This is a genomic window from Lentzea albidocapillata subsp. violacea, assembly GCF_900100275.1.
Classification (GTDB): domain Bacteria; phylum Actinomycetota; class Actinomycetes; order Mycobacteriales; family Pseudonocardiaceae; genus Lentzea; species Lentzea violacea.
Window position 1 is genome coordinate 25,591 of the sequence record NZ_FNET01000010.1, and the last position, 17,800, is coordinate 43,390.

Genomic DNA, 17,800 nt, shown 5'->3' on the forward strand with positions numbered 1-17,800 from the left:
GTGCCGATCGGCACCCCTGGCGGCATGACTTCCGGCCTTCGATGTGGCCGGTCGGGACTTCGGGGCACGGTGGTGGTGTTCCTAGCGTCGGTGGCGTGGCTGACAACGAGATGTTCTTGCCCAGGTTCGGTGCCGTGTGCGGGGTTGTCCTCGCCCTGTCGATCGGTGTGCCGGGGGCGGTGGAGGCTTTCACCGGGGAGACGGCGTTCACCAGTGCGGTGATCGGGCTGGGGACGGCGTTCGGGGCGCCCGCGGTGCTGGCGTTGCACGGGCACCAGGCGCACGCGTCCGGGAGGTTCGGGGCGTTCGCGTTCGCCGCGAACCTGCTGGGGCTGGGGTTGTTCACCGGGGTGGCGTTCGCGTTGAACCTGGTGATCTTCTTCCTGGAACCGGGGGCGGTCGCGCCGCTGACCCAGGTGGTGCTGAAGGCCGGTTCGTTGGTGTTCGTGCTCGGCTCGGTGCTGTTCGGGGTGTCGATGGTGCGGGCGAAGGTGTTTCCCGCTGTGCCGGCGTGGGGGTATGGGGTCAGCTTCGTGCTGCTGGCGGTGTTCGCCGTGCTGCCGGACACGCCGTTGTCCGCTCTGGTCCACGTCGCGTGCGCGGTGGTGCTGGTGTGGCTTTCGATGACGGTGTGGTCGGCGCGTCCGGCACTAGCCTGAGCGGCATGTTCACCTCGCGACCGGCGTTCTGGGTGTCGCCGGTGATGTGTGCCGCCGTGCTGGTCGCGGGGGTGTATGCGGCTGTGTCCGGCCTTGGCGACACCAACGTGCCGCTGCTGGTCGGCGGGCTGGCGGTGCTGGCGGTCGTGGACCTGGCCGAGTTCCGGCGCTATCCGGTGCGCACGCCCAGGCGCGTTGCGTTGGTGTTGTTGGCGTTGCGGGCCGTGTCGTACCTGGGACTGGCCTATGTGGACGGTTCCGGGCTGGCGCGGCTGTTGTTGTTGCTCGTGCCGTTCACGGCCTACTTCGCGTTCGGGCAGGGCGTGGCGGTCGTGCTGGCGGTGGCGTGCCTCGGGATGGCCGTGGTGAGCACGCCGGACTGGTACGCCCACGTCGAGCAGGTGTCGGACCTCGTGATGTTCGTCGTGGGACTCGTGCTCACGATCACGATGGCCGCGGTGGCGGTACGCGAACGTGACGGGCGGATCCGGTTGCAGGAGTCGCATCGGACAGTGGCGGAGCTGTCGGCGGCGGCGGAACGGGCTCGGGTGGCCAGGGATCTGCACGACGATCTCGGGCACCACCTGACGGCGATCGTCGTGTTGCTGGAGAAGGCAGCGGTGTTCCACGAGCGTGAGCCGGGCACGGCGAAGGCCGCGGTGCTGGATGCCGAACGGTCGGCGCGGCGGGCGTTGGGCGAGGTGCGCGAGTCGGTGCGGGCGTTGCGGACGTTCCACCTGCCGGCCGCTCTGGACGAACTGGTTGCGGGGCAGGGAGATGTGACGCTGACGGTCAGCGGTTCGCCCGAAGAGCACGAGACCGGCGCGCTGCACGCGTTGTACCGGGCGGCGCAGGAGGGCATCACGAACGCGCGCAGGCACGCCGCCGCCACACACATCTCCGTCTCGGTCGAGCTCGACGCCGAGCGGGCGCGGCTGACCGTGGCCGATGATGGACGCGGCATGGGTGCGGCGGCGGAGGGGTTCGGGTTGCTCGGGATGCGGGAACGGGTCGCGCTGGCCGGCGGGCGGGTCGACCTCGCCAGCACGCCGGCGGGCACCCGGCTGACCGTCACGATTCCCGTCGCGGGGCTCGCGTGACGCGCGTGCTGGTCGTCGACGACCAGCGGCTGATCCGGGAGGGCATCGCGTCGTTGCTGGGCCTGCAGCCCGGCATCGAGGTCGTCGGTACCGCGGCGGACGGGCACGAGGCCGTGGAGCAGGCCGTGACGCTGGCTCCGGACGTGGTGCTGATGGACGTGCGGATGCCCGGCCTCGACGGGGTCGAGGCGGTGGCGTTGCTGCGCAGGCGCGCGCCCGGCTGCAAGGTCGTCATGCTGACCACCTTCGACGACGAGGACTACGTGGTGCGCTCGCTGCGCGCTGGTGCGACCGGCTACCTGCTCAAGGACCTGCCCTCGCAGGAGCTCGCGGCGGCGGTCAAGCTCGCCGCGGCGGGCGTGGCGCAGTTCGACCCGGCCGCGGCGGCCCGGCTGGCGGCGGTGCTGGACCGGTCGGAGACGCAGCGCGAACCGTTGACCGTGCGGGAGGCCGAGGTGCTGCGGCTGGTCGCGTCCGGGGCCACGAACAAGGAGATCGCCGAACGGCTGAACCTGTCCGAGGGCACGGTGAAGAACCACATCTCGCGGGTTCTCGGGAGGCTCGGGTTGCGTGACCGCACGCAGGCCGCGCTTTACGCCCAGTCGAATGGACTTGTGTAACGAGGTGTGGCAAAGGTCGTGATGTGGCGGCCATGACCGTTTCCCCTCGTGCGGCGGGCTCGATGTGAAACCCGCGCCCGTCGTGGCACCGCCCGTGGTACCCCAGCCGCAACCGGCACCCGCACCGCCGCCCGCCGCGTTCCCTCGACCGGGACAACGACGGGGTCGCCTGTGAATAGCCGGAAGCCGCGCTGCAGCACCATGACTTCAGTGGCGCCCTGACAGATCGGTGGCTGCGGGTGTCAGCGGTATGTCAGCGGCGCTCGGAATTCTCTGACCCATCGAAGCTTCCCCTGCACAGGCCGGGGAGCCTGTGGAGCGAAAAGGGTCAAAAGTGCTGAAGAAATTCACCTTCGTGGCATTGATGGGCGCGCTCGTCAGCGCGTCCTTCGGCGCCGGTGTCGCCACCGCGGCGACCGATCGCAACGGCTCCTGCGAGTCGGGCGAGTTCTGCCTGTACTACAACAGCGACAACGCCGGCTCGGTGTCCGACTTCGCGGGCTCCATCGCCGACTACGGCGACACGCAGCCGAGCTGCTACGAGTTCAAGAGCGCGGGCAACGGGCAGGGCGTGTGCGTCAAGAACAACGCCGCGTCGGTCTGGAACCGCTCCACCAAGGCCGTCACGGTCTTCTACAACAGCAACTACGGTGGCGCGAAGCAGACGTTCGCGGCCGGCGCCAAGGGCAACCTCAAGGCCGAGCTGAAGAACGAGAACGCCTCGCACCGCTTCGGTGACGCCGGTGGGGACCCGGACCCGTCGCCGGGTGTCTACCCGCCGCCGGAGACCAACCCGCACCCGTCCGCCACGGCGCGGGCGCCTCAGGCCACCAAGCGCACGCAGTTCATCGACGACCAGATCGCCTCGAAGACCGGCGAGAAGCAGTGCTGGGTGGGCGGCTACCGCAGCTACGAGTCGTCGACGAGCAACCACAACACGGGTAACGCGCTCGACTGCACCATCTCGAACGCGATCGGCACCCACCCGACCGCGGCGCAGAAGGCCCAGGGCTGGAAGCTGGCCTACTGGCTGCAGAAGTACGCGTCGAAGCTCGACGTCCGCTACGTCATCTGGCAGGGCAAGATCTGGAGCGTCGCCCGTGCGTCCGAGGGCTGGCGCACCTACAACGGCGGTAGCGATGTGACCAGTGGTCACTACGACCACGTCCACGTGTCGGTCCAGAACCCGTACGGCGACTGATCTGAGTCGTTGAAGAAGGCGAGCGCACGCCCGTGCGCTCGCCTTCTTGGCGTTTCAGGTCCTCAGGTCGTGGACGATCAACGACGCGGAGAGCAGCCGGATGTCCGTCGGGTCGGCTGGGTTGTAGCCGGTGAGCTCGGCGACGCGGCGCAGGCGGTAGTTGAGCGTGTTGCGGTGCAGGTGCAGTTCGTCGGCCGTGCGGTGGCGGTTGTGGTCGCTGTTGATGAACGTCCGCAGCGTGTGCACCAGGTCGGGATGCTCGGAGAGCCGGTCCAGCACCCGTGCCAAACGCTTGCGGCCGGGGCCGGGGCGGCAGAGCTGGTACTCGAGCAGCACGTCGTCGAGGACGTACGCGCCGGGCTGGCGGCCGAGGCGCTGGGCGAGTTCGGCGATGTCGGCGGCCTGCCGGGCAGCCGCGGGGATGTCCTCCCTGCTCTCCGCCGCCGCGATCCCGCCGATCAGGCCGGTGCCGGCGGCGGTGTGCAGGGCGCGGACCAGGTCGGCGGAGTCCTCCAGTTCCTGGTCGAGGCCCTCCTCGGTCGTCGGCAACAGCACCGTGCCGCCGTCGTGGTCCAACGCGGAGAGGGCGTGCTTGGGCAACTCGGCCCGTAGCCGTCGCACGAGCCCATGAACGGCGAGGCGCGCGTCAGCACCATCGGCCACCGACGGTGCCTCGACGCGTACGGCGACGACGACGTGGTGACCGGACAGCTCCAGCCCGATCCGTTCGGCGAGCGGCTCGGCCTCCCGGCCGGTCAGCAGGGCCGCGACCAGCGCACGGCCGGCTTCGCGGCGTTCGGCGTGCAGGGCCTGCTGCTCGGCGAGGTACGACCCGGCCACGGCCGGCACCGCGACGCTCAGATACCGCAGCAGCGCCGGCACGGTCGCCAGCAGGTCGGGAACCTCCTCGGGCTCCGCGACGGCGGCCATCGCCTCCCAGCCCACGGTCGCCGCGACGTGGTAGGTGCTGAGCACGATGTCGAGCGGGACGCCCTGCTGGGCGCGCCGCACCGCCGTGGCGATCTGCATGTCCAGCTCCTCGGGCGCCGGTGGGCGCTGTTCCCGGAGCGCGCGCAGGAATACCTGCAGGTGACGGGTCACCGCCTCGGTGATCTCGCGGTCGACCAACTGGTGCGGCAGCTGCCGGTACGTCGCGGATCTGGCGAAGAACGCCTCCAGCACCTTCTCGGCGATGTGCGGGATCTGGGTCGCGACACGGTCGTAGAGCGGCGCGTCGGGAGCAGGTGCGGGGATGTCGACCACCGCCAGAGGCTTGCGCATCCGCGGGTCGCAGGCGATAGCCCGATCGAGTCCTTCTCGGCTGGTTGTCTGCACGAAAGAGGGGCGCCCGCGTTGTGCACGTGCCTCAAACATTTGACCCTATCGAGTGACGGGTGATGAGGATGACCGCCGCTCACAGCCACAATCGGGTGTTGTGAGCAGCGTCGAAGAATGCATGAAGTTATTGCTGCGCAGCGGGTTTCGGCGGACGGTCGTGCGTGATCACTTCACGTGCGTCAACGCCGTGATGTTCAGACGCGTGTGGCGTGGCACCAACGAGACGGTGCTCGCGTACTCGGAGTCGGAGGCCCTGGCCTATCGCGTGGCCGAGGGCGACGCGGACCCCACGGACCCGTTCGTCGTCGATCCCGATCTGACGATGTGGCAGTGCGGGGGTGAGTTCCTCGACGTCGCGGGCCAGTTGCTGGAGCTACCGGCCGCGCCTGGTCACTCGACGTTCGAGGCGAGGTAGTAATCTCGGCTGGTGGGTGAGACCGTCCGGATCGGAGTGTTCTACGACGGCACGTGGTTCGCCTACCTGAGTGACTTCTACGCGACAGCGCACCCCAGGGGAGCGCGCGTCTCTCTCGACGGCCTGCACGACGCGTTGCGCTGGTACGTCCACACCGAGACGGGTCGTCCGCTGGACGAGTGCGTGGTCGCGGAGGCCCACTACGTCCGCGGTCGCATCGAGACCCCTGCCGAGTCCTTCGACCGGGTGCTGGCCGCCGCCGGCATCACACGGCACGACCTGCCGCTGCACAACGGCAAGGAGAAGGGTGTCGACGTCCTGCTCGCGCTGGAGGCGTGGGACCGGGCGACGACGGTGCCGTTGCAGTGGGTCGTCCTGCTGACCGGTGACTCGGACTTCGCCCCGCTCGCGGAGCGGCTGACGGCGCGGGGCGTGCACGTGATCGTGCCGGTGGTGGACATCATGACGGTCAACGCGCCACCTGCCTGGACTCCGCGCACTGCCGCGCCGCTGCGGGCCGCGACGCCGTTCACGCCCGGTTTCGACCAGCTGTTCGCGCCCGGTGACCAGGCCGACTACCCGCTGCGGCGTGCCTTCGTGCGGTCGTCGCAGGTGGCGGCGTCGCCGGTCGGAGCACCGCGCGGGCGCCGGAAGGGCACCGTGGCGACGTGGAAGACCGGTCAGGCGCACGGGTTCATCACGGACACCCGTGGCGGGTCGTGGTTCGTCTCGCGCGACGAGCTCCCGAACGGGCTGACGCTGCTGCTCGCGGGCACGCCGGTGTCGTTCACCGGGTCGCCCGCGCCGATGCCCGGCCGCAAGTACCCGAGGGCGCAGGCCGTCCGGCCCGAATGACTTTTGTCATCCCTAGGTCGTGACGCTGCTTCACTACTGACGAGAGCCGGTTCCGGCCAGGCTCGACGCCATGGAAACGGTGCTCGGAGTACGAGGGGCGCGGCACCACTACGGTGCCACGCAGGCGCTGGACGGCGTTGATCTCGACGTCGGCGCGGGGGAGTGCGTGGCGCTGCTCGGGCCGAACGGCGCCGGCAAGACGACGCTGGTGAACCAGGTGATCGGGCTGCTGCCCGCCAGGGCCGGTTCGGTGCGCGTGTGCGGTGGCGACCCCCGCGTCGCGTCGACCCGCCGGCAGCTCGGGGTGGTGCAGCAGTCGCTCGGGTTCCCGAACACGCTGAAGGTGTCCGAGCTGGTCGTCGGGGCCGCGGTGCGCGCCGGGAAGCCCCGTGCGGCGGCCGGACCGGTGATGGCCGAGCTCGACCTGACCGAGCTGGCCGGGCGGCGCGCGTCGAAGCTCTCCGGCGGCCAGAAGCAGCGGCTGCAGCTCGCCATGGCCCTGGTCGCCGATCCGGCGCTCCTGGTGCTGGACGAACCGACCGCCGGCCTGGACGTGCCCACTCGCCGGCGGTTCTGGCAGATCCTCGCCGAACGGCGTGAGCGCGGGGCCGGCGTCCTGCTCACCACGCACCTCATCGAGGAGTCCTCGGCCGTCGCCGACCGCGTGGTCGTGCTCGACCGGGGCCGCGTGCTCGCCGAGGGCACGCCGGACGAACTGGTCGCGCGGCTGCCGGACCGCACGGTGATCGCCCGGACGGTCCTCGGCTTGGAGCGCCTCCAAGCGCTGCCCGGTGTCGTGTCGCTGCGCAACGACGGCGAGCACGTCCGTCTTGGCACCCGTGCGCCGGAGGCGTTGTTGCGGGTGCTGCTCGCGCAGGACCCCGGCCTGACCGATCTGCGGGTCGAGGGTGCGGGGCTGGAAGAGGCAGTGGCGGGTCTGATCGAGAGGGGTGTGGCGTGAACACGAAAATCTTCGGTGTGGAGCTCGCGGACGAGCTGAGGGGTATCGTCCGCGAACCTGCCGCCCTGTTCTTCTCGATCATCATGCCGGTGGGGTTCTTCGCGCTCTTCGTGTCGCTGTTCGGGAAGTTCAGCGCCGGCGGGGTGTCCGCGGGCACCACGATGATCGCCACGTTCGGCGCGTTCGGCGTGATCTCGGTCGTGCTGCTGAACCCCGGCATCGGCGTCGCGTCCGACCGGGAACGCGGCTGGCTGCGGGCGAAGCAGGTGTCCGCGGTGCCGATCAGCGTGACGCTAGCGGCGAAGGTCGTGGCGGCACTGCCCTACGCGGCCGGGGTGCTGGTCGCGATGACGGCGACCGCGGCCGTCACCGGTTCGTTGACCGCGCCGTTGCCCGCGTTGCTGCGGGTGCTCGCGGTGCTGGTGGTGGGCGCGCTGCCGTTCGCGTTGCTGAGCCTCGTGATCGGGTTCCAGGTCGGCGCGGGTGCCGCGGCCGCCGTGCTCAACGCGATCCTCATCCCGGCGTCCGTCCTTTCCGGACTGTGGATGCCGCTGGAGATCATGCCCGCGTTCTTTGGCGACGTCGCGCGGTTCCTGCCGACCTACCACCTGGCTGAGCTCGCCCGCGCCCAGCTGACCGGTGGGCCCGTCCTCACGCACGTGCTCGTGCTGCTGGGCTTCGCGCTGGTGGCTGCGACGCTCGCGGCCGTGTCGTATCGTCATGCGCGGTCATGAAAAAAGTCGCTGGGCTTTCCCACTGGTTGCACCTGATCTACCTGGGGAACCTGCTGTGGGCACCGATCTTCGACCCGGCCACGGACTGGGTGGACTGGGCGCTCGTCGCCGTCGTCGCGGTGGCCTTCGTCCCGATGTACGTGCTGGCCCGGCAGCGGCCGGATCGCGTCCGCTGGTGGTGTCTGGTGCCGACGGTGGTGCTCGGCTCCCTGGCGACGCCGTTCAACACCGGCGCCGCCGTGCTGTTCGTCTACGCGGCGGTGTTCGCGGGCCTCTCGGAGTCGCGGCGGGTGGCGATGCGGTGGTTCGTCGCGCTGACCGCGCTGATCTGCCTGTTCGGCGTGGTGTCGGTGGTCGAGATGCCGTACCGGCTGTGGGGGCTGCTGCCGTCGCTGATCTTCCTCTGGCTGATCGGCATCCTCGAGGTCGAGTGGTCCGAACGCAGCCGTGAGGCCGCCGAACTGCGCATCCGCACCGCGCGGATCGAGCACCTCGCCACCCTCGCCGAACGCGAGCGCATCGCCCGCGACCTGCACGACCTGCTCGGCCACACGCTGACCGCGATCGTCCTGCGCGCCCAGCTCGTCGCCGCGGATCCGGCACGGGCCAGGGAAGAGGCGGCGGAGATCGAACGGACGGCCCGCGCGGCGCTGGGCGAGATCCGCGACGCCGTCAGCGGGTGGCGCAGCGCGTCACTGGAGACCGAACTGGAGGCGGCGCGTGCCGCGTTGTCGAGCCTCGGCGTCGAGGTGACCGTGCGCAGGGATCCGGGGCTGGTGATCGTCGGCTCGACCGAGCACGAACTGGCGCTCGCGCTGCGGGAGGCCGTCACCAACGTGGCCCGGCACGCACACGCCAGGACGTGTCACATCGGCGTCGAGGCCCGCGACGGTGAGCTGCGGCTGGTGGTCGCCGACGACGGTGTCGGCGGGCACGCGCCGGAGGGCAACGGGCTGACGGGCATTCGGGAGCGGATCGCCGCGCTGGGCGGTCTGGTCGCGCGGACGGTCTCGGCGGGCACCACCGTCACGATCGCCGTCCCGCTCAAGGTGGCGACGTGATCAGGGTCGTGCTGGCGGAGGACCAGGCCATGGTGCGCGGCGCGTTCGCCCAGCTGCTGGACCTGCAGCCCGACGTCACGGTTGTCGCGACGGCGGGGGACGGCGACGAGGCGCTCGCGGCCGTGGCGGAACACCGGCCCGACGTGCTGCTGACCGACATCGAGATGCCCGGCCGGACCGGACTGGACGTCGCCCAGGCGCTGAGCGAGCGCGGCGACCCCACCCGCGTCCTGATCATCACGACCTTCGCCCGCAGCGGATATCTGAGGCGCGCGATGGACGCCGGGGTCGCGGGATACGTGCTGAAGGACGCGCCGATCGCGGACCTCGTCTCGGCGCTGCGCCGCGTGCACGCCGGCGAACGCGTCGTTGCCGCCGAGCTCGCGATGGCCGCGTGGGACAGCGCCGATCCCCTGACACCGCGCGAACGCGAGCTGCTGCAGGAGGTCACGACGGGCGCGAGCAACGCCGACATCGCGGCCCGGCTCAACCTCGCCGAGGGCACGGTCCGCAACTACCTGTCGACCGCGATGGCCAAGCTCGGCGCGCGCAACCGTTCCGAGGCGGCGAACACCGCGCGCGAACGGGGCTGGCTCTAACCTTTGCGCCGCACCATCTCGCCGATCCAGGTCGGCGCGAACGGTGACGTGCAGCCCGGCGGCGTCGGGTAGTCCTTGAGGACCTCCAGGCGTTCGCCGATCTCGATCGCGCGGGCGCGCAGTGAGGGGTGCTCGATCCCGATCTGCGCCAGGCAGTGGTTCATCGCCCACTGCAGACGTTGCGGGGCGTCCTTCATGTCCTTCTCGACGATGTCGAGCAGACCGTGCAGGTCGAGCCCCTCCGGCTGCTTCGTCACCCGGTCGACGGTCAGCGCCCAGCCCGCGCTCGCGACCACCGGGTCCGGGTCGGCGAACCACAGCACGCGCAGTTCCTCGGTGTGCGGGTTCTTCTTCACCACGTAGTTCACGAGCCAGTCGTGCACCTTGGGGCGCTCGGCCTCGCGCAGCATGGTGTCGAGCTCGTCGCGCCCGAACGCCTTGGGGCGGCAGATCAGCAACGCCAGCAGCCGGGCCGCGGTGTCGCCCGTCGCCCACAGTCCGAGCGAGAGGTCCTGCTGGGTCTTGAGGCGCTTCGCGATCGCGCGGAGCTTGCCGAGGTTCACGCCGTGGTCGTCGCCGTGCTTCTCGTTCACCGCGCGTGCCTTGGGGTCGTCGAGCGCCGCCAGTTCGGCCATCAGCCCGGCCACCGTGTCGTCTGCCACCGCTCGACCTCCCGTTCGTCACCCGACAGCCTACGAGAGGGCGAAGCCCACGCCGCGGTGTGAATCGTCCACTTCTCACCGCCGGCCACCACTAACGTCGACAGGCGAACGTTCGTCGAGCCGAGGGAGGCGCGTGACCGGGCAGATCGTGCGTCACGCCGGCCGGATCGAGGCCGTCCGCGTGCGGTTCGCGGCCGTGCACAAGGCCAGCGCGGTCGTCGTCGGCGACGAGACCGTGTACGGGCGGCTGTGCCGGTGGATCATCCACGCCGTCCTGGAGAAGCACGCCCGGCAGGACGAACTGGTCTCCTACGTCGAGGAGAACCTGCGCCTGATCGTGGCCGGGCTGTACGACCTCTACGGCGTGCGGGCACCTGATCCCGATCCCGTGCGCGAGGCCGCCGTGCCCTCGCTGGTCGAGCCGGTCGAGGACTCCGTGCGGGCCGCGATGGAGCAGATCAGGCCGTTGCGGGACGTGCTGGACGACCTCACCGGGCTGCCGGACGTCATCGCCGCGCACGCGAAGACCTGGTACAACATCGCGGCCGAGCAGCAGGACATGGCCGACGAGCTCGAAGCCCTCCTGGAGCAGGACGCCCCGCGGTGGAGCGGCGCCGAGGAGCACCTGCGGCTGATGGGTCACAACATCGACGCGATCCGCGGGCTGAGCTCGGTGTCGGCGGCGTTCGGGGAGATCACCGAGAGCGTCGGGGTGCTGGTCGCGCAGACCCGGCGGCTCGTGCGGGAGCTGGTGATCAGCCTGGCCGTGGCACCGACGGACGCGACGCTGTGGCGGCTGGCGTGCCGGATCGCGGTGTACGGGGTGGCGCTGGAGGCCACCCTCACGCACCTGGAGGACCGGCTCAGCGGCTAGCGCGGCGGCGGGCGAGCTGCGGCAGGAACCACATGTAGACGCCCGTTCCCATGAGGACGAACAGCGGCAGCAGCGGCACGTACGACACCCACACCACGGAGCTGTCGACGGTCAGGGCGACCGCCGTGAACACGACGGTGGCCATGAAGACCATGCTCACCACGCGGTGGAACTGACGGATTCCCTTGCTGCCGGCCATTTTCTCGGTCCTCCCGGTCGTTGTTGGGTGCAACGGTAGGAGCGGCGGCCCGGCCGTGCTTCTCGATTCCTGACCAGCTTCGGAGGGGTTCAGCGCCGCCGTTGGGCGTGGCGCAAAATTTCCTGGCGCGAGATGTCGATCCCGGCGTCTACCGTTCGACGCACTGATGACAGCAAGTACGAACACCGAGGAGAACCAGATGCGTACCCTGATCGCCACCGCCTTCGTCTCGCTCGACGGCGTCGTCGAGGATCCAGGCGGCGAGCCCGGTCACCGCAGCTCGGGCTGGACCTTCCAGGACATCGAGTTCGACGAGGCCGCCTACGAGATCAAGGGCCGTGAGCAGGACGAGGCCGCGGCGATGATGATGGGCCGCGTCAGCTACGAGGTGTTCTCTCCGGTGTGGCCGACGCTCGACTACTTCCCGAAGTACAACGTGCTGCCGAAGTACGTCGTGTCCAGCACGCTGAAGGACGACCAGCTGGTCGACAACTGGGGCGACATCACGATCCTGCGCTCGCTGGACGACGTGGCCGCGCTGAAGGAGACCGAGGGCGGGCCGATCTCCATCCACGGCAGCGCGACGCTCAACCGCAACCTCTCCGACGCGGGCCTGATCGACCGCTACCACCTGCTGGTGTTCCCGGTGCTGCTCGGCGCGGGCAAGCGGATGTTCAGCGAGACCGACAAGGCCAAGCAGATGCTGAAGCTCGTGGAGAGCGAGTCGTACTCGAACGGCATCCAGAAGCTGGTCTACGACGTCGTGCGCTGACCTCAGGCGCACTCGCGCACGGCGGCCACGACCCCGGCGAACGAGTCGACCAGCCAGGTCGGGTTCGCGCCGAGCAGCTGGTCGACGCCGTGCACGCCGTAGGTCACGGCGATGGACGCCATGCCGGCTCCGTGCGCCATGTTGATGTCGTGGGTGGTGTCCCCGACCATGACCGCGTTTCGCGGGGACACCCCGAGCCTGCGCAGCACGAGGAGACCGGATTCGGGGTCGGGCTTGGGTTTCGAGACCTGGTCCGCGCCGACGACGACGGAGAACTCCTCGCGCAGACCGGCCGCGGTGAGCAGGGCCTCGGCGTTCCCGATGTACTTGCTCGTGGCGACGGCGAGCCGGAAACCGTCGTCCCGCAACGACTGCAGCCCGTCGTACACGCCAGGGAACACCAGCTGTGTCGCCAGCGGCAGCACGATCTTGCGGAACGTCGCCTGGTAGAGCTCGACGCAGGCGGTGACGACCGGCTCGTCCTCGGACGTCCCGAGTATCTTCGCGAACGCGGCGGGCAGCGGGAGCCCGATCGTGGCGTGAATGGTCGGCGAGTCCACTGTGGGCAGATCGAGCTGGGCGAACACCGCGGCGAACGTCGTGACGATCCCGCGCGGGGAGTCGACGAGCGTGCCGTCGAGGTCGAAGATCGCGCACCGGTTCATGCCGGGACCTCCTTCGCGTGGGCGGCGGCGAGTTCCCCCGCGACCTCGGCGGTGTTGACCATCACCGCCGTGGTCGCTTTCAGGGAGTCTGTCTCGTCGTCGATCGCGTCCACGGGCTTCGTCGGTGTGGTCACGAGGAACGAGCCGGGGTTGCCGAGTGCCCAGTGGCTCTCGATCGCGCGGGCCATCACCCGTGGATCGTCGACGCGGTGCGGACTGGGCAGACCCGAGGTCCCGAAGTAGAACGCGGGGAAGTCGTCCGACCGGTAGGCGACGACCGGAACGCAGTGCGTGTCCAGGAACTCCAGCGTGAGCCCGAGGTCGAGGGTGTTCCGGGCACCCGCGCAGACCACCGCGACCCGCGAGCGGGTGAGTTGCACGAGGTCGGGGGACAGGCGCCGGGCACCTCGGTGCACGCCGCCGATCTCCGCGCTGGACAGGAACTTCACGCCCGCGAGCCCGGCCGCGACCATCGACGCCGAGACCGTCGCCACCCCCGCCGTCCCGCGAGCCAGGATGACCGCCAGGTCCCGGCTGTCCACGACGGACACCCCTGGTGCAGCGGCGAATCTCTCGATGTCGGTCTCGGAGAGGCCGACGAGGATCCGGCCCTTGTCGACGCCGATCGTGGCGGGGACCGACCCGTTCGCCCGCACCGCGTCCTCGACCAGACGCGCGGTCTCGGCACTGTCCACACCGGACCTGAGCACGTCCGACGTCAGCGCCACGACGGGCTGGCCCGCCGTGATCGCCTCGGCCACTTCCTCGCTGTACACCAGGGGAATGCGCATCGGCACCTCAGTAGCTCGGGGTCTTGCGCAGAAGGTGGTTCCGTTCCACGATCTCCGGCTCGTAGACCTGGTCCTGCCACGCCTGCTGCTCGACCGGTTCCAGGGCGATCGACACGACACCCCCGGCACAGCCGAACGCCCGGGTAACCGCCTCGGTGATGGCCGAGACCAGCTCGGACGTCCGCTCGTCGTCGAGCGATGCAGGGAAGTGCTTGATGTTCACGTGCGGCACGCGAGCCTCCTCACGACCGGCCTCCCGCGATGGCGAGCGTCACGGCCTTGGTGACGGCCGCGATCAGTTCGGCCATCTGCTCGCCGGACAGCAGCACCGGCACCCGCGCGGCCTCCTCCTGCACGGTCGCGGTCTGCCGCATGGACGCCAGCAGCTCGTCGATGTCGGGCTCGCGCAGCAGGCTGTAGTGGTCGGCCCGCAGTTCGACGACCACCGGGTCGTTGACCGAGAAGCCCTCGCTGCCCTCGATGAACGAGTAGTCGTCGCCCTGCGCCTTGAACACGGCCAGAGGCGCGGTGATGGTGCGATCTTTCAGTTCGCCGAAGGTGTACTTGAAGGAGAACGTCTCGGTGACGATCCTGATGATCCGCCGCACGAGCTCGCTGTCGAGGTCGCGGAACTCGCCGCTGACGAACGCCGCGAAGCTGTCCTCGTCCCGCGCGACCTCCAGGCACCGGGCGAGACGGGCATCGGTGATGCTGCCCGCGAACACCGAGAAGAGGATCGTCACGAACGCGCTGTTGTCGTAGGAGGCCTCGTCGCTGTCCCGCTCCGTTCGCACCTTCGGCGAGCCCGGTGCGATCAGGAAGAGGTTCTCGACCTGCTCGCCCGCCTGTTCGAGCTGGTAGGCCGTCTCGAACGCGAGCCGAGCGCCGAAGGAGTAGCCCCACAACGTGTACGGGCCCTCCGGCTGCACCTTCTTGATCGCCTCGATGTCGGCGGCGGCCATCTCGCGGATCGTGCCGTACGGCGTCTCGCCCTCGTTGATGCCGTGCGCCTGCACGCCGTAGAACGGGCGCTCCGAACGACTTGCGAGCGTACGCAGGTTCATCGGGTAGCCGCCGAGGCCCGGCCAGCAGAAGACGGGAGCACCGTCCCCGTTGGGCTGCAACGGAACCAGCCGGGAGATCGGGCCCTCGTGCAGGCCGTCGACGCGCCGGGAGAGCTGCTCGATGGTCGGCGACTCGAAGAGCACCTGCAGCGGCAGGCTGGTGCCGAAGTCCTTGTTGATGCGGTTGACCAGGCCGACCGCGATCAGCGAGTTGCCGCCCGTCTCGAAGAAGTCGTCGTGCGTCGAGACGGTCTCGCGCTTCATCAGCTTCTTCCACATCTCGCTGATGCGGCGTTCGGTGACGGTGCGCGGCGCGACGAACGGCCGGTCCTGGTCGTCGACGTTCGTCTTGTCCGACGCGGTCAGGGCCTTGACGTCGATCTTGCCGTTCGCGGTGACCGGCAGCGCGTCGAGCACCACGACCTTGTTCGGGATCATGTAGTCAGGCAGGAAGTTGACCAGGTCGTCGCGGATCAGCTCGGCCGGGCCCTTCATGTGGACGACGTCCTCCTTCATGCCGGGGCTGCGACGCTGGTCGTAGGAGACCTTGCCGCCCAGGAAGAAGTACGACGGGCCGTCCTTCTCGCCGGCCGCCTTCAGGATGTCGCAGATGCGCTTGGCCGACGGGAGGTCGTTGTTCGTCTTGGAGCTGTAGCCCGACGACATGAAGCCGAGGTCGACGTCGTTGGCGGACAACCGATGCATGGTCCGGCCGAGGTCGATGTAGCGCCGCCACAGCTCAGTGGACCGGCCGATGACGCTGACACCGAAGCTCGCGCGCTCGTACACCGCCTGGTTGATCGCGATGACGTGCTTGCGCAGCACCACGTCGTCGGACACCCGCTCGAACTCGCCGCCCGCGTAGCGGTACTGGCCGCCGGGCAGGTTCGCGACGCGGCCGGGGTGCGTCTGGACGTAGATGTCGACGTCGTCCTCGCGGACACCGGTGTAGGCGCACAGCTCGAACGTGCCGAGGTAGTAGTCCTCGTCGGCGACGTCGAGCAGGTCCTTGGTCTCCGGCGTGTACGCGGAGGCGGTGATGTCGAGGCCGTAGCCGGGCAGGACCTCCTCGAAGAGACCGACCATGTGGCCGGTCTCGATCTCCAGGACCTCCTGGATGTTGTTGAGGTACACCGCCTCGATCGCGGCCTTGTGCCCGATGAAGTGCAGCTTCGCCTGTACGTCGAAGCTTTCCTCGAGCGGCCTGATCAGCACGAGCTGGTGGCGCAGCGGGTGGTAGTAGTACAACCCGGCCGGCAGCCCCGCGATGTGGTGCAGCTCAAGGTGGAGCTGGGTCGCGTAGAGCGAACCCGGTGACGCGTAACCGTACTTCGGCAGCAGCCGCTGGTCGCTGAAGTGCGCGCCGAAGTAGCGCAGGATCTCGCCCAGTTCGGAGACGTGGACGGACTTCGGGTCCTTGGAGCCGGCGCCGATCGGCTTGCGTTCCAGCAACCGCGCCAGGTCGGCGCCGGTGACCTGGCCGCCCTCGTAGAAGCGGTAGGACTTGCGCGAGAAGACGACCTTGCGCTGCAGGCAGGAGGCTTCCTCCCCGGGCAGTTCGAAGCTCTGCCGGCCACCGAGATCGTCGCGCACACCGGGGTTCGACAGCTGCGCGCGGACCTGCAGCCGGCTGGACTTCGACTGGTGGTGCGAACCGGAGTTGCCCTGGTCCATCAGGGCGGCTTCCTTGGGGTTCAGCTCGACGCACGCGATCAGGTTCTGGAACCCGGTGCGCTCGTCCTCCTTGACGATCACGGCCGCGTTGCGCACCCAGTCGTGCGTCTCGATAGCGAGCCGGATCTCGTCCAGTTCGACCCGGTAGCCGCGCAGCTTGACCTGGCTGTCCGCGCGGCCGGCGAACTGCACCGTGCCGTCGAGGTTCTGCGTCACGAGGTCGCCGGTGCGGAACATGCCGTCCACGAACCGTTCCCCGGTCAGTTCCGGCTGGTGCAGGTAGCCGCGGGCCACCTGGACGCCGCCGATGTAGAGCTCACCGATCTCGCCGGGTGTGACCATGTCGCGGTTGTCGTCGAGCACCAGGTACGTCGTGTTCGCGACGGGCAGGCCGATCGAGATGGACTTCGGCGCCTCGGCGAGTGCGGCGGGATCGACCACGTACGACGACGAGTTGATCGTCGTCTCCGTCGGTCCGTAGAGGTTGATGAGACCCACGTCCGGCATGTCCGCGAAGAACGCCCGGGCCAGCGTGCGGGACAACGCCTCGCCTCCGCTGAAGACCTGCTTCAGCGAGGTGACGGTGTGGAACTCCTCGGTGTCGATCAACGCCTGGAGCAGCGTCGGCACGCACTGCAGCGTGGTGACGCCCTGCTCGCGCATGGTCTCGATCAGCATCTCGGGGTCGCGGTAGATACCGGGCCGGCCCATCACCACGGTGCTGCCGACGGCGGGGGCCAGGATCTCCCACTGCGCGGCGTCGAAGCTCATCGGCGTCTTCTGCACCACGCGCTTCGTGCCGTCGATGGCGTGCGTGTCGTGCAGCCACAGCATCTGGTTGACGATGCTGCGGTGCTCGATCATCACGCCCTTGGGCCGGCCGGTGCTGCCCGAGGTGTAGATGATGTACGCCAGGCTGTTGTGCGCGGGGGAGAAGCCGTCGTCGAACGCCTCGTCGCAGTCGTCGAGTGTGACGATCCTCGTGGTGGCGGGAGCCAGTTCGGCCAGGCGCTGCTTCAGGGCCGGCTGCGTCACGACGACCTTCGTGCGCGAGTCCTCGATCATGTACCGGAGCCGCTCCTCGGGGTACTCCGGGCTCAGCGGCAGGTACGCGCCACCGGCGCAGAGGATTCCCCACACCCCGACCACTAGGTCCAGTGACGGCTCGACGAACACGCCGACGCAGTCGTCCTCGCTGATGCCGAGCCGCCGCAGGTGCGTGGCCAGCGCGGAACTCTGCTCGAAGAGTTCGCCGTAGGTGATGCTCTGTTCACCGAAGACGACGGCCGTGCGATCGGGGTGTTCCTCGACCTGCTTGCGCAGCAGGTCGGGAAGGCAGCCGCCGTCCACTTCAGCTTCGTGCGACATCTCAGAAATCCCCCAAGCGTTCAGCAGGCGTGAGTCGGTGCGAGCACGTTCTTGGTTGGTCGAAAACGTATGAGTGACGGCTCGAAACCCGCTGGAGCGATCCGCCCTGTGATCAGCCGCAGAGGTCTACCGGAATCGCCTTGAAGCAGGCCGGAATCTCGGTCGGTTCGGTGGCGAACGGTTGCCGC

At 69.3% G+C, this 17,800-nt stretch carries 19 protein-coding genes and 1 pseudogene; 13 read left to right on the forward strand and 7 right to left on the reverse strand.

What is annotated here, in order from left to right:
- Positions 1 to 95: 95 nt before the first annotated feature.
- The 5 genes and pseudogenes from BLR21_RS22250 (at position 96) to BLR21_RS22270 (ending at position 3,580) form a co-directional block, all read left to right on the forward strand.
- On the forward strand, positions 96 to 659 hold the full coding sequence (locus BLR21_RS22250) for a hypothetical protein (protein WP_090007866.1): 564 nt from the start codon (positions 96 to 98) through the stop codon (positions 657 to 659).
- 5 nt (positions 660 to 664) lie between these two features.
- Complete coding sequence (locus tag BLR21_RS22255; protein WP_090008297.1) at positions 665 to 1,759, forward strand: sensor histidine kinase; 1,095 nt, start codon at positions 665 to 667, stop codon at positions 1,757 to 1,759.
- The gene (locus tag BLR21_RS22260) at positions 1,756 to 2,379 is read left to right on the forward strand and encodes a response regulator transcription factor (RefSeq protein ID WP_090007868.1); all 624 of its coding nucleotides are present in this window, start codon (positions 1,756 to 1,758) and stop codon (positions 2,377 to 2,379) included. The genes BLR21_RS22255 and BLR21_RS22260 overlap by 4 nt, the downstream gene beginning before the upstream one ends.
- A gap of 113 nt (positions 2,380 to 2,492) precedes the next feature.
- Positions 2,493 to 2,558: pseudogene (locus BLR21_RS44705) on the forward strand (excalibur calcium-binding domain-containing protein); the annotation flags it as partial.
- A gap of 155 nt (positions 2,559 to 2,713) precedes the next feature.
- Positions 2,714 to 3,580: a peptidase inhibitor family I36 protein gene (locus tag BLR21_RS22270; protein ID WP_256334859.1), complete on the forward strand. Its 867-nt coding sequence runs from the start codon at positions 2,714 to 2,716 to the stop codon at positions 3,578 to 3,580.
- A 54-nt stretch (positions 3,581 to 3,634) separates the two neighbouring features.
- Here BLR21_RS22270 and BLR21_RS22275 read toward each other — a convergent pair whose 3' ends face one another.
- Positions 3,635 to 4,861: a PucR family transcriptional regulator gene (locus BLR21_RS22275; protein WP_090007870.1), complete on the reverse strand. Its 1,227-nt coding sequence runs from the start codon at positions 4,859 to 4,861 to the stop codon at positions 3,635 to 3,637.
- Between the two features lie 175 nt (positions 4,862 to 5,036).
- Between BLR21_RS22275 and BLR21_RS22280 the strand changes: the two genes are divergently transcribed.
- The 6 genes from BLR21_RS22280 (at position 5,037) to BLR21_RS22305 (ending at position 9,543) form a co-directional block, all read left to right on the forward strand.
- A complete protein-coding gene (locus BLR21_RS22280) occupies positions 5,037 to 5,333 on the forward strand; it encodes a hypothetical protein (protein ID WP_143027828.1) in 297 nt (98 codons plus the stop codon).
- Between the two features lie 12 nt (positions 5,334 to 5,345).
- The gene (locus tag BLR21_RS22285) at positions 5,346 to 6,188 is read left to right on the forward strand and encodes an NYN domain-containing protein (RefSeq protein ID WP_090007874.1); all 843 of its coding nucleotides are present in this window, start codon (positions 5,346 to 5,348) and stop codon (positions 6,186 to 6,188) included.
- 70 nt (positions 6,189 to 6,258) lie between these two features.
- Positions 6,259 to 7,149 carry an ABC transporter ATP-binding protein gene (locus BLR21_RS22290; protein ID WP_090007876.1) on the forward strand — a complete coding sequence of 297 codons (891 nt, stop codon included), beginning with the start codon at positions 6,259 to 6,261 and terminating at the stop codon, positions 7,147 to 7,149.
- Entirely contained in the window at positions 7,146 to 7,883 is a 738-nt protein-coding gene (locus tag BLR21_RS22295; protein ID WP_090007878.1) for an ABC transporter permease, read from the forward strand. Before BLR21_RS22290 ends, BLR21_RS22295 begins: the two co-directional genes overlap by 4 nt.
- A complete protein-coding gene (locus BLR21_RS22300; protein WP_090007880.1) occupies positions 7,880 to 8,944 on the forward strand; it encodes a sensor histidine kinase in 1,065 nt (354 codons plus the stop codon). The genes BLR21_RS22295 and BLR21_RS22300 overlap by 4 nt, the downstream gene beginning before the upstream one ends.
- Positions 8,941 to 9,543: a response regulator transcription factor gene (locus tag BLR21_RS22305; protein WP_030481479.1), complete on the forward strand. Its 603-nt coding sequence runs from the start codon at positions 8,941 to 8,943 to the stop codon at positions 9,541 to 9,543. Before BLR21_RS22300 ends, BLR21_RS22305 begins: the two co-directional genes overlap by 4 nt.
- Here the strand turns inward: BLR21_RS22305 and BLR21_RS22310 are convergent.
- The gene (locus BLR21_RS22310; protein WP_090008303.1) at positions 9,540 to 10,178 is read right to left on the reverse strand and encodes a DNA alkylation repair protein; all 639 of its coding nucleotides are present in this window, start codon (positions 10,176 to 10,178) and stop codon (positions 9,540 to 9,542) included. The genes BLR21_RS22305 and BLR21_RS22310 overlap by 4 nt on opposite strands.
- Before the next feature lie 160 nt (positions 10,179 to 10,338).
- On the opposite strand from BLR21_RS22310, the gene BLR21_RS22315 reads away from it, so the two are divergent.
- Entirely contained in the window at positions 10,339 to 11,079 is a 741-nt protein-coding gene (locus tag BLR21_RS22315; protein WP_090007882.1) for a hypothetical protein, read from the forward strand.
- Here BLR21_RS22315 and BLR21_RS22320 read toward each other — a convergent pair.
- The gene (locus tag BLR21_RS22320; RefSeq protein ID WP_090007884.1) at positions 11,069 to 11,278 is read right to left on the reverse strand and encodes a hypothetical protein; all 210 of its coding nucleotides are present in this window, start codon (positions 11,276 to 11,278) and stop codon (positions 11,069 to 11,071) included. The two genes, BLR21_RS22315 and BLR21_RS22320, sit on opposite strands and share 11 nt — an antisense overlap.
- A 199-nt stretch (positions 11,279 to 11,477) precedes the next feature.
- On the opposite strand from BLR21_RS22320, the gene BLR21_RS22325 reads away from it, so the two are divergent.
- Positions 11,478 to 12,050: a dihydrofolate reductase family protein gene (locus BLR21_RS22325; RefSeq protein WP_090007886.1), complete on the forward strand. Its 573-nt coding sequence runs from the start codon at positions 11,478 to 11,480 to the stop codon at positions 12,048 to 12,050.
- Between the two features lie 2 nt (positions 12,051 to 12,052).
- On the opposite strand, the gene BLR21_RS22330 is transcribed toward BLR21_RS22325, so the two are convergent.
- The 4 genes from BLR21_RS22330 to BLR21_RS22345 are packed head-to-tail and all read right to left on the reverse strand — an operon-like array spanning position 12,053 to position 17,612.
- Positions 12,053 to 12,715: an HAD family hydrolase gene (locus BLR21_RS22330; protein WP_090007888.1), complete on the reverse strand. Its 663-nt coding sequence runs from the start codon at positions 12,713 to 12,715 to the stop codon at positions 12,053 to 12,055.
- Positions 12,712 to 13,506 carry a pseudouridine-5'-phosphate glycosidase gene (locus BLR21_RS22335; protein WP_090008305.1) on the reverse strand — a complete coding sequence of 265 codons (795 nt, stop codon included), beginning with the start codon at positions 13,504 to 13,506 and terminating at the stop codon, positions 12,712 to 12,714. Before BLR21_RS22335 ends, BLR21_RS22330 begins: the two co-directional genes overlap by 4 nt.
- Before the next feature lie 7 nt (positions 13,507 to 13,513).
- Positions 13,514 to 13,738 carry a tautomerase family protein gene (locus tag BLR21_RS22340; RefSeq protein ID WP_090007890.1) on the reverse strand — a complete coding sequence of 75 codons (225 nt, stop codon included), beginning with the start codon at positions 13,736 to 13,738 and terminating at the stop codon, positions 13,514 to 13,516.
- Positions 13,739 to 13,748: 10 nt separating this feature from the next.
- A complete protein-coding gene (locus BLR21_RS22345; protein ID WP_090007892.1) occupies positions 13,749 to 17,612 on the reverse strand; it encodes an amino acid adenylation domain-containing protein in 3,864 nt (1,287 codons plus the stop codon).
- Positions 17,613 to 17,800 lie beyond the last annotated feature (188 nt).